At 65.0% G+C, this 11,310-nt stretch carries 11 protein-coding genes; 5 read left to right on the plus strand and 6 right to left on the minus strand.

The window, feature by feature from the left end; translation table 11 throughout:
• On the plus strand, positions 1–302 hold a 302-nt coding region (locus NP3_RS25975), incomplete at its 5' end, for a GrpB family protein (protein ID WP_174566262.1).
• 9 nt (positions 303–311) lie between these two features.
• Here NP3_RS25975 and NP3_RS25980 read toward each other — a convergent pair.
• Positions 312–836, minus strand: coding sequence for a ribonuclease FAU-1 family protein (locus NP3_RS25980; protein WP_063044219.1), 525 nt, complete (start codon positions 834–836; stop codon positions 312–314).
• Positions 837–911: 75 nt separating this feature from the next.
• Positions 912–1,556: a ribonuclease FAU-1 family protein gene (locus tag NP3_RS25985; RefSeq protein ID WP_063044220.1), complete on the minus strand. Its 645-nt coding sequence runs from the start codon at positions 1,554–1,556 to the stop codon at positions 912–914.
• 274 nt (positions 1,557–1,830) lie between these two features.
• Between NP3_RS25985 and uvrB the strand changes: the two genes are divergently transcribed.
• Positions 1,831–4,014, plus strand: coding sequence for an excinuclease ABC subunit UvrB (gene uvrB / locus NP3_RS25990; protein WP_063044226.1), 2,184 nt, complete (start codon positions 1,831–1,833; stop codon positions 4,012–4,014).
• Between the two features lie 38 nt (positions 4,015–4,052).
• On the opposite strand, the gene NP3_RS25995 is transcribed toward uvrB, so the two are convergent.
• Positions 4,053–4,532: a VOC family protein gene (locus NP3_RS25995; protein WP_063044221.1), complete on the minus strand. Its 480-nt coding sequence runs from the start codon at positions 4,530–4,532 to the stop codon at positions 4,053–4,055.
• Between the two features lie 53 nt (positions 4,533–4,585).
• On the opposite strand from NP3_RS25995, the gene NP3_RS26000 reads away from it, so the two are divergent.
• The 3 genes from NP3_RS26000 to NP3_RS26010 all read left to right on the plus strand — a co-directional run bounded on the left by NP3_RS26000 (position 4,586) and on the right by NP3_RS26010 (position 6,966).
• Positions 4,586–5,467, plus strand: coding sequence for a helix-turn-helix domain-containing protein (locus tag NP3_RS26000; protein ID WP_245721113.1), 882 nt, complete (start codon positions 4,586–4,588; stop codon positions 5,465–5,467).
• A gap of 79 nt (positions 5,468–5,546) precedes the next feature.
• Positions 5,547–5,963: a DoxX family protein gene (locus NP3_RS26005; protein ID WP_063044228.1), complete on the plus strand. Its 417-nt coding sequence runs from the start codon at positions 5,547–5,549 to the stop codon at positions 5,961–5,963.
• 550 nt (positions 5,964–6,513) lie between these two features.
• A complete protein-coding gene (locus tag NP3_RS26010) occupies positions 6,514–6,966 on the plus strand; it encodes a universal stress protein (RefSeq protein WP_063044222.1) in 453 nt (150 codons plus the stop codon).
• Positions 6,967–7,027: 61 nt separating this feature from the next.
• Here NP3_RS26010 and NP3_RS26015 read toward each other — a convergent pair whose 3' ends face one another.
• The 3 genes from NP3_RS26015 to NP3_RS26025 form a co-directional block, all read right to left on the minus strand.
• Positions 7,028–9,259 carry a HelD family protein gene (locus tag NP3_RS26015; protein ID WP_084508990.1) on the minus strand — a complete coding sequence of 744 codons (2,232 nt, stop codon included), beginning with the start codon at positions 9,257–9,259 and terminating at the stop codon, positions 7,028–7,030.
• Between the two features lie 198 nt (positions 9,260–9,457).
• On the minus strand, positions 9,458–9,796 hold the full coding sequence (locus tag NP3_RS26020; protein ID WP_063044224.1) for an antibiotic biosynthesis monooxygenase family protein: 339 nt from the start codon (positions 9,794–9,796) through the stop codon (positions 9,458–9,460).
• A gap of 7 nt (positions 9,797–9,803) precedes the next feature.
• Complete coding sequence (locus NP3_RS26025; RefSeq protein WP_063044225.1) at positions 9,804–11,147, minus strand: sensor domain-containing diguanylate cyclase; 1,344 nt, start codon at positions 11,145–11,147, stop codon at positions 9,804–9,806.
• Positions 11,148–11,310: the final 163 nt, after the last annotated feature.

The raw sequence follows: 11,310 nt of genomic DNA on the forward strand, positions 1-11,310 counted from the left end.
GCAGCGATACGGCGTTGTGGGCCAAGCGGTTTCACCAGAGTGCCGATCCGGGGCGGTTGGCGAATGTACACATCCGGGTGGTGGGCTCGCCGGGGCAGGAGTTCGCGCTGCTGTTCCGGGACTGGCTGATCGCCGATGCGGCGGTGCGCGCGGAGTATCTGGAGGTCAAGCGCGAGGGTGAGGCCAAGGCGGCCGGGCTGACCGGTGAGGCGGCGACGCTGGCGTATCTGGATGTGAAGGAACCATGGTTCGATGCTGCCTACCCGCGAGCCGCGGCCTGGCGCGACAGCGTCGAACACTGAGCGGCGGTACTACAGCCAGGTCAGGGTGATGTCCAGGGTGGCGAGCCAGCGGTCGAGCGAGTAGCCGTTGGCGGCGATGCCATCGATCGCGATGGACGCGTGTTCGATGGCGGCCTGGGCTTCGCGGAGGGTGATGAATCCCGCGGTGTGCGCGGCGAGTAACTCGTCCACATCGAGCAGTTCGATCTCGCGTCCCGAGCGCACCACTATGTCGAGGTAGTGGTCCACCGACTTCCACCTCTTCGGGTCGACCCGGGTGAATTGGCCGAGGTCGAGGTAGTAGTCCTGATCGCGCTGATGCGCGGGGTGATAGTGGAAGATCGTCACCCGAATGGAAAGCCCGGGCAGCAGCCACGATTCGATGTAATGGAACTGCGGATGATCCGAAGTGCGCGCCATGTACAGGCCCCACGGCTCGGTCCAATAGCGCTCGACCGGCCGGACGAAGCCCTTCGGGTCCGTGTTGGTCAGGTCCGCGAGATTGAAGTACTCGACCTTGGGCCTGTGCACGTCCACTGATGGTGCCTGTGTCATGCACATAGAATCTACCGCCGCTGCCGCGCCGTCGAGTGGTACGGCAGCGGTTGGGCAGATCGTCCGGCGGATCGGCTACATCCAGGTCAGTATGATCTGTTTGGTGGCAAGCCAGGGCTCGACCTCATGGCCGTGCGCGGCAAGGCCCTCCATCGCCTTGGTCGCCCGGTCCAGCGCGTGATGCGCATGCGTCGTGTCGATCAGACCGGCCGAATGGGCGGCCAGCAGATCGTCCACCCCGCGCAATTCGGCCGCGCGAGAGTGGCGCACCGCGATCTCGAGGTACTGGTCCATCGACTTCCAGCGCTTTGGCTCGATCCGGGTGTACTCGCCGATATGCAGGCAATAGTCCAGATCGCGGTGATGTCCGGGCTGGTAGTGCACGATCGTCACGCGCAACCAGAGTTCGGGCAGCAGCCAGGTTTCCATGTATTGGATCCGTGGACCGCCGACGGTGCGTGCCACATATAGGCCCCACGGCTCGACATGCACGCGGTCGATCGGCCGCACGAAACCCTTGGGATCGGTCATGGTCAGCTCGGCGATATTGAAATGTTCGATCTTCGGTCTTAGCTGGGTGGTAGTCATCGGCGATCCCGGTGCGGCGGCGGTGGTGGTTGGCTGGATCAGGGGCGCGACCCCCCGAAAGTCACGCGCAACGTAACCGGCGATACCGGTCACAGCGGGCGCGGCGGCAAGCAATGGAATCAGAGCGCTCATTGGCCTCATCCTCATGTCCGACAACCAAATCAGGCTACACCTGCTGCGGCCGGTTCGCCGATGCCGAGAAAACGCCGAATCTCGTTGCGGCAACGGACATTAATGTCCGTTTACCTGTCCTATAGGACAGGTAACAGATTGCGCATCAGCCCTGGGGCGTGATGATGCTCCAGATCGCGAAAGGATACGCCGATCGTGATCCGGTGACGAGCCCGTCGGCACCGTATCCGCCGGGCCGCGGAATCTGTCGGTGCCTGCGCCTAGGCTGGTGACCATGGCATTCGCAACCGAAATCCCGGCGGAAGGCTACGAGGACCGGGGTACCCCGCTGGCGCATTCGGAGTTCCGGCCGGTCGGGGAGATCGAGCGGGCCGACGGGCAGTTCCAGGTGGTCAGCGAACATCGGCCGGCCGGTGATCAGCCCGCGGCCATCGCTGAACTCGAGCGTCGCATCAATGCGGGCGAGCGTGACGTGGTGTTGCTCGGCGCGACCGGCACCGGCAAATCGGCCACCACCGCCTGGCTGATCGAGCGGCTGCAGCGGCCGACGCTGGTGATGGCGCCGAATAAGACCCTCGCCGCGCAGCTGGCCAATGAGCTGCGAGAGATGTTGCCCAACAACGCCGTCGAGTACTTCGTCTCGTACTACGACTACTACCAGCCCGAGGCCTACATCGCGCAGACCGATACCTATATCGAGAAGGACAGCTCGATCAACGACGACGTCGAGCGGCTGCGGCATTCGGCAACCTCGAGTCTGCTGTCGCGTCGCGATGTCGTAGTGGTCGCGTCGGTGTCGTGCATCTACGGCCTCGGTACACCGCAGTCCTATCTGGATCGGTCGGTACAGCTGGATGTCGGCACCGAAATCGATCGCGACGCATTCCTGCGGCTGCTGGTCGACGTGCAATACACGCGCAACGACATGTCCTTCACCCGCGGTTCGTTCCGGGTGCGTGGTGACACCGTCGAGATCATCCCGTCCTACGAGGAACTCGCGGTGCGCATCGAATTCTTCGGCGACGAGATCGAGGCGCTCTACTACCTGCATCCGCTCACCGGCGATGTGGTGCGGCAGGTCGATACCGTCCGGATCTTCCCGGCCACACACTACGTCGCGGGTCCGGACCGGATGGAGCGTGCGGTTCGCGATATCGAAGCCGAACTCGAGCAGCGGCTGGCCGAGCTCGACCGCCAGGGCAAACTGCTGGAGGCGCAGCGGCTGCGTATGCGCACCCAGTACGACCTGGAAATGATCCGCCAGGTCGGATTCTGCTCGGGCATCGAGAACTACTCGCGCCATATCGACGGACGCCCGGCGGGGTCCGCACCTGCCACGCTGCTGGACTACTTCCCGGAGGATTTCCTGCTCGTCATCGACGAGTCGCATGTCACCGTTCCGCAGATCGGCGGCATGTACGAGGGCGATATGTCGCGTAAGCGCAATCTCGTCGAGTACGGGTTCCGGCTGCCGTCGGCAATCGATAACCGGCCGCTCACCTGGGAGGAGTTCGCCGAGCGGATCGGGCAGGCGGTCTATCTGTCGGCAACGCCGGGGCCGTACGAACTCGGTCAGGCAGGCGGCGAGGTGGTCGAGCAGGTGATCCGGCCGACGGGTCTGGTCGACCCGCAGGTCGTCGTCAAACCGACCAAAGGCCAGATCGATGATCTGGTGCACGAGATCCGGCTGCGGACCGAGCGTGACGAACGGGTGCTCGTCACCACGCTGACCAAGAAGATGGCCGAAGACCTCACCGACTATCTGCTCGGACTCGGTGTCCGGGTGCGGTATCTGCATTCGGAGATCGATACGTTGCGCCGGGTCGAGTTGCTGCGACAGCTGCGACTGGGCGAGTACGACGTGCTGGTCGGCATCAACCTGCTGCGCGAAGGTCTCGACCTGCCCGAGGTGTCGTTGGTCGCGATCCTGGACGCGGATAAGGAGGGCTTCCTGCGCAGCAGCACCAGCCTCATCCAGACCATCGGACGCGCGGCGCGCAATGTCTCCGGTGAAGTGCACATGTACGCGGACAAGATCACCGACTCGATGCAGCACGCGATCGAGGAGACCGAACGCCGCCGGGCCAAGCAGGTCGCCTACAACGAATCGATGGGCCTCGACCCACAGCCGCTGCGCAAGAAGATCGCCGACATCCTGGATCAGGTGTATCAGGAGGCCGACGACAGCGAGGTGGCCGTCGGTGGCTCCGGTCGCAATGCCAGCCGCGGCCGTCGCGCCCAGGGCGAGCCGGGGCGGGCTGTCAGCGCGGGCGTGTACGAGGGCCGCGACGTCAAGTCCATGCCGCGGGCCGAATTGGCCGATCTGGTCAAGGAACTCACCGCGCAGATGATGAATGCGGCCCGCGAGCTGCAGTTCGAATTGGCCGGTCGGTTGCGGGACGAAATCGCGGATCTGAAGAAGGAACTGCGCGGGATGGATGCCGCGGGGTTGAGTTGAGCGGCGGCGTCTTTCGACGCCGCCGGACCCGGCATGGCTCAGCTCTGGGTTGCCATCCATTCGTTCACGCGGCGCTCGGCCTCTTCGCGCGAGACATTCTCGACCTTGGTCAGCACCGCCCAGCGGTGGCCGAAGGGGTCGAGGATCACGCCGAAGCGGTCGCCGGTGACGAATGTCTGCGGCTCCTCCGCACTGCGGGCGCCGTTTTCGATGGCCCGCTTGACGACCGCGTCGACATCGGGGCAGTAGTGCACGATCGAGGTGTGCACCCATTCGCCATTGGGAGCCAGGACATTGTTGTCCGGCATGGGCATGCCCAGTTGCAGGGTCGAGTCGCCGATCTTCAGTTCGGCGTGTGCGGGCTGGCCGTCGGGAAGATCGCTGCGGCTGATCACCTCGGCCTCGAAGACGTTGGTATAGAACTCGATTGCCTTATTGGCGTCGGGGACGGCCAGGAAGCAGGTGATGGAGTGGTAGCCGTCGGCGATGGGGTTCACGGTGTTCGCTGTGTCGCTCATGCCGATAAGCCTCGTCGAGCGCGGCGAAGTGGTCTTGTAAGAAAGCGACAGCCGTGACCGGCGCAGCCGACGGGCCGGTTCCGGTGCCCGCGCTCGACAATGTGAAGGGCATTCTGCATCCCGACGAGCAGGCCAGACATCGCTCGTTGGCGCGGTTGTCGGCCGGGCCGGAGGTCGGGCGGTTCGTCGAGTGGTATTGGTCGGTGCGCTGGGATCTGACCGGTCGACCGCCGTACTACGCCGAAGTGCTGCCGTTTCCGTGCGTGAATGTCACCTTCGAACGCACCGAAACCCGCACCGGCGGTTTCGTCAACGGTGTCTGCACCACGAAGTTCGTCCGGGAACTCAGCGGCGCGGGGGAGACATTCGGTGCACGTTTTCGCGCCGGTGGATTCGGTGCGTTCACCGGATTGGATGTCGGTGCGTTCCGGGACACCGCCGTGCCGCTCACGGACGTGCTGCCCGAGGCGGCGGGCTTGGCCGACCGAGTATTGGCGGAATCCTCGGATATCAAGCGCCGCAGCACAATCGAGGATTTCCTGATCGGCCGAAAGGCCGCGACGGATCCCAACTACCGACTGGTGCTGCGCATCGTCGACGCCATGGAACGGGACCAAGAACTGACCAGGGTCGATCAGGTCACCGATCGGTTCGATATCCCTATCCGCACATTGCAGCGGATGTTCCGGCGCTATGTCGGCGCCGGACCGAAATGGGTGCTGCGCCGATACCGGCTCCAGGACGGCGCCGATCTACTCGCGCGCGGACGCATCGAAGATCTCGCCGCGCTGGCAACCGAGCTGGGTTATTTCGATCAAGCGCATTTCTCGCGTGAGTTCACCGCGGAAGTCGGAATGGCTCCACTGGAATACGCCAAGAATTCGCTACGCTCCCGTAACGAGGTGACTTCGAAGGTCGTCCCGACCAGAATGTAGTTTGCAGGATCGCTCGCGTTCGACCCATTCGAGCACGAATCGGAATCGGCCCGCCACATCGGCGGATGAGGAGTTCGTGATGGATGTCTTGGTCTTGATAGGGCGAGTACTTTTCGTGGTGTTGTTTTTCAGTTCCGCGTTCGGGCATTTCACGCAGACCGACGCGATGACCGATTATGCGCGGAGTCGCGGCCTGCCGCAGCCGCGGGTCGCGGTGCTGGCGGGTGGCGTCGTTCTCGCCGTGGGCGGCCTCAGCGTGCTGCTCGGCGTATGGGCCGACCTCGGGGCGCTGCTGCTGGTGATCATGCTGGTGCCGACCGCATTCCTGATGCACCAGTTCTGGAAGGAGACCGATCCGCAGGCCCAACAGGGCGAGATGATCCATTTCAACAAGGATCTCGCACTCGCCGGTGCCTCGCTGATGTTGTTCGCCTTCTTCGCGCATGTCGACGAACTCGGGTTGACCATCACCGGACCGCTTTTCGCCGGTCTGTAGATACGACCGGATTCGCGCCGATCGCGCCGATATTGTGCGCCGTAAAGACGCCGTCGGCATTTTCGGGTCGACGGAACTCCATCGCGGTAACTGCGGAACCGGGTGGATGGCGTCGGTCCGGCCGGGTACGTTCTTACCCGTCCCGGTCGGGCCGACATTGCCGCCGTATAGCGGCCACGGTCGGGTATATGTGATGAATATCCCAGGGAGACAAGGGCGTTCGCGCCGGTTGTGATGGATCACAAGTCGCGGACCCGGAAATTAGATCCGCCCAGGTCGCAAAGGGCCTGCGGCATTCGCCGGATGAACCTGTGTCGGTAAACCCAGCACACCCGAAGTGTGATGTGTTGCGATTTCTGCTATTTCCGGTCGATTTGCCGCTATGGTCGACCCCAGTCGCCGCGCTGGTGCCACGACTCCACGTGGCACCGGCGCAGGCACCCGACACCACATAGTTGGAGGAGAAAGCCGTGAGGGAGCGAAGCGAGCGAACCATGGGCGCAGCGCCACAGGCGGTCATGCCGGAGCCGAGCGCTAGCGAGGTGGAGGCATGACCGCCTACCGGACCATTGTCGTCGGTACCGATGGCTCGGACTCGTCGTACGTCGCCGTCGACAAGGCCGCTTCGCTGGCCGCGGCCGCGGGTGCGACCCTGGTCGTGGCCTGCGCGTACTACCCGACCGACGATCGCGATGTGGCTGCCGCCGCCGATGTGCTCAAGGACGAGGCCTACCAGGTGCGCGGCTCCGCGCCCACCAACGAGATCCTGCGCACCGCCCGCGACCGCGCGACCGCCGCGGGCGCCGAGGACATCGTCGAGCGTGCGATCGTGGGTGAGCCCGTCGAATCCCTGCTCGCCCTCATCAAGGAGGTCGAGGGCGATCTGCTGGTCGTCGGTAACCGCGGCCTGAACACCCTGGCCGGTCGGTTGCTGGGTTCGGTGCCCTCGGATGTGGCGCGCAAGTCCCGCTCCGATGTGCTGATCGTGCACACCGTCAGGTAAGCAGTAAAGCCGAAGCGACAGCCGCACATTCCCCGGGAATGTGCGGCTGTCGTCGTTCTCGTCAATCCAGTGCGCTGAGCACCGGTGGCAGGTCGCCGGTGTGCACCACGCCGAGTCGCTGGGTCGCTCGGGTCAGTGCCACGTACAGGTCGTTCATCCCGCGCGGCGATTCGTCGAGGATCCGCTGGGGTTCCACCAGATAGACCGCGTCGAATTCCAGGCCCTTGACCTCGTGCACCGTGAGCACACGGACGGATTCGCCCGCCAACTCGGCGAAGTCCGTGACCATCTCATGCGGTGTGATGACGGCCGTGGTACCGGGGCCCGTCTCCGCGGCGACCAATTGCGCTACCGCACTGCGCAATTCGCTCGCATCGACGGCATGGGCCCGGGGCCGCACATCCGTCTCCCGCACCGACCGCGGCACCGACGCGGCCGGATCGATCTCGGCGAGCACATCCGCCGCGACCGCCATGATCTCCGCCGGTGTCCGGTAGTTCACGGTCAACTCGGTGAGCTTCCACCGTTGTGCCACATAGGGTTCCAGCATCCGCTGCCAGGACGAGGCGCCCGCCGGATCGCCGGTCTGCGCGACATCGCCGACCACCGTGACCCATCGGTTCGGTATGCGGCGCATCACCATTCGCCAGGCCATCTCCGAAAGTTCCTGCGCCTCATCGACGATCACATGGCCATAGGTCCAATTGCGGTCACCCGCCGCGCGTTCCGCGGTGGTCTGCCGATTGCGCACATCCTGACGTTCGGCCAGCTGGCCTGCGTCGATCAGGTCGTAGGCCATCAGGATCTCCGGATCGAGGTCGTCCTCGAGATCCTGTGGCGCGGAACCGGTCAGGATGTCGAGCGCGTCCTGCGCCTCGGCCAATTGGGCCCGCCAGCGACGGCGGGCACGTTCGCGTTCCTCGGTGTCGTCGATGCCGAGCAGTTCGGCCAGTTCGTCGAGCAGAGGCGCGTCCGGCGCACTGAACTCGCCGTTGTCCGAGCGCGCGAGTTCGGCTCGGTCGGCCGGATCCAGGCTGCTCGCGACCCGGTCGAGTCGCTTCGGATCGGCAAGCAGATCCGCGAGCACCTCCTGCGGCGACAGGATCGGCCAGAGCTTGCCGATGGCCGCCTGGATCTCCGGATCGGCGCGCATTTCGTCCCGGATCTCGGCGAGATCGGTTCGGCTGAGCAGACTTTCCTTACCCGCCCCGTCGGCTGCGCCTCCTGCCATCCCCCGGTGACCGCCGGACAGATCCGCGCCCATGGTCTGGGCCAGTTGTTCGGTGAGTGCGTCGATGACCGAGGAAGCGAAGATCGGCCGGGCCAGATTGTGCGGGCGCCGCGAGGAGCGGGCACGACCGCGCGCCTTGGTGGCGATCTTGCGATCGAGTGTGACCGGGTAGCCGTCGAAGGCGAGGCGGACCGGCTCGGAGGGCACCTCCTGACGGTCGCGCACCGCCTGCTTGAGCACCTCCAGCATGGCCAGCGAGCCCTTGACCTCTCCGGCGCGCAGCGAATCCTCGCGGGTGGCCTTCACTCCCGGATACAGATCGCCGATGGTGGACAGCAGCACGCCGGTCTCACCGAGCGATGGCAGCACCTGACCGATGTAGTCGAGGAAGGTGGCGTTGGGACCGATGATCAGCACACCGCTCTTGGCCAATTGCTGACGGTAGGTGTAGAGCAGATACGCCGCGCGGTGCAGTGCGACGGCGGTCTTGCCGGTGCCCGGACCGCCCTGGACCACCAGCACGCTCTTGTGCTCGGAGCGAATGATCGCGTCCTGCTCGCTCTGGATCGTCTCGACGATGTCGTTCATATGGCCGGTGCGCGCGGCATTGAGCGCCGAGAGCAATGCGCTCTCGCTGCCGACCCCGCCTCCACCATCGGTCACACCCGCGGTCCGAGCGGCATCGAGGTCCAGGTACTCGTCATTGACGGCCGTGACCCGCCGATTGCGGGACCGGATATGTCGGCGCCGGATCACCCCGTCCGGGGCGGCGGTCGTCGCGAGATAGAACGGACGGGCCAGGGGCGCGCGCCAATCCAGCAGCAGCGTCTCGTAATCGTCCTTCTCGTCGAGGATGCCGAGCCTGCCGATGTAGCGATATTCGCCTTCTAGCTCACCGTCGAGGTCGATGCGGCCGAAACACAGGCCGTGTTCGGCGGCGTCATATTTGGCCAGATCCTCGGAATAGAGCTGGCTGAAGGATTCGCGTTCGGTGCGCGCCTGCGGGGTGCCACCGGTTTCCAGCAGCACGGTGCGCAGCCGTTTCGTGGCGTATTCGCGCATATCGTCGAGTCGGTCATAGAGCACGGACACGTAGGCCTGCTCCAGGTCGATCTCGCGGTTCCGCTCGGGTGTGCCGTCGTGCGCGGCACGATCCTGAGTGAGGCGGTCGGGCAAACTGAACTCCTTGTCACCGCGATGAGCCGGTGCACACGCAGGTCACGGTGCACGCGAACGCCATTGAAAACAGAGTTGTCGAGTCTACTGCCGGTTCGGCGGGCTCGCTGTAACCGCAGGTAGCGGGTCCGTGGCCAGGACCGGCGTGAAGTGTTGGACGACGGGGAACGGTTCGTAGAAGTGATGCAGTAGTTGCTTCCAGCGCTGATATCCGGTGGACCCGCGGAAGCCAACAACATGGTCGCTCAACTGTTCCCATCCCACCAACAGCAAATATGTGTCGGGCGCCTCGACGCACCGCGACAGCGACAGCGACCGGAAGCCCGGCATACTCTCGATGATCGGCCTGGCCTCGGCGAACGCCGCCTCGAAGGCCGCCGACTCGGCGGGGCGGACGGGCAACAGCGCGTGTTCGATGATCATGGAACCCTCAGGAAGCGTGCGTGTTATTCGGTCTGCGGCCCAGGCTGGTGCCTTCCCGATGGCCGGTCGGCTTGGCGCGGTACATCGCCAGATCGGCGTCGTGCAGCACCGCCTCGGGCGTGCGGTTGTCGCCCTCTGCGAGTTCGGTCATGCCGATCGAGGCGTTCACCTCGATCCGGTGCCCGCGCGCGATGATCGGCTCGGCCATGTTCGAGCGCAGCCGCTCGACCAGCGAGTCGAGATCGACGCGTCGGGTCCGGCCGGACAGCAGCACCAGGAATTCGTCGCCGCCGAGCCGGCCGACCAGATCGGTGCCGCGCAGTGCGCGCTGCAACCGCTGGGCCACGATCTGCAGCACGGTATCGCCGATCGCGTGGCCGAGGGTGTCGTTGATCGCCTTGAAGCCGTCCAGGTCGATGAACAGCACCGTCGAGACGGGCAGATCCTCGCTGGCGGCCAGCGCATTGGCGAGCTGGGACAGAATCAGTGAGCGGTTGGCCAGTCCGGTCAGTGAATCGTGTGTGGCTTGGAACTCCAATTGCCTTCGACTGGCTCGGAATTCGGTGATGTCGGCGAAGGAGGACACCGCGGGTGAATCCGGATCGCCCGGATTGAGCAGCCGCGAACTGCCGGAGAGCCAGCGGCGCTGACCATCGTGACGGTCGACGCCGAAGATGTATCCGGTGATCGTTTCGCCGGTCGCCAGGGTGCGTGCGACCGGATGGCGGCTCGGCGGCAGCGGCTGGGCATTGGTGTCGAGCAGGATCAGCGGCAGTTCGTCGATGGTGGCGCCGATGAGTTCGCCCGTGCGTTCGTCGGTGCCGAAGATCCGCACAGCCGCGGGATTGGCGGATTCGATGCGGCCGTTCCGGTCGATCACCACCACCCCCTCCTCCAACTGCGAGACCACCGTGGTGAAGTGCTGTTCGGCCCGGCGCTGCGCGGCCTCGGCGGCGCGCTGGGCGGTGAGATCGTGGATGACCACCTGATAGGCGAGGTGGTCGTGCCATGCGGTGAGCACCGAAACCGTCTCGACCGGGACGATCTCGCCGTCGACCCGGATCAGGTCCATTTCGGTGGGATCGGAGGCGGCGCCCGCAGTGGTCAGCTGGCTGATGCGGTCCACCATGCCGGGCACCGAATCGGGATGGACGAACCGGGTCAGCGGCTGGCCGATCACCTCGTCGGCGCTGTCGGCGGCCAGCATGCGCGCGGTGGCCTGATTGGCGTAGACGACGGTGCCGCGCTCGTGCACGACGATCCCGTCCGGGGTGTGTTCGACCAGGGACCGGTAGCGCTGAGCCAGCTGCTCGGCGTCGACCCCGGCGTCGACTGCCTTGTCCTGATCCACTCCGAACCCCCGATCATCGACCCGATCATGGCCATTGGAACATGGGATTATTCTGGTCTCGACGTGTACAAGATCACATCGTCGACGCTTTTGCTTCGCTCACAGTCCGGGCACTCCAACCGCCGCTATCTGGTGATCATTACAGAACCCGGATTTGTGAACA

The sequence above is a fragment of the Nocardia pseudovaccinii NBRC 100343 genome (assembly GCF_001613225.1).
GTDB classification, from domain to species: Bacteria; Actinomycetota; Actinomycetes; order Mycobacteriales; family Mycobacteriaceae; genus Nocardia; species Nocardia pseudovaccinii.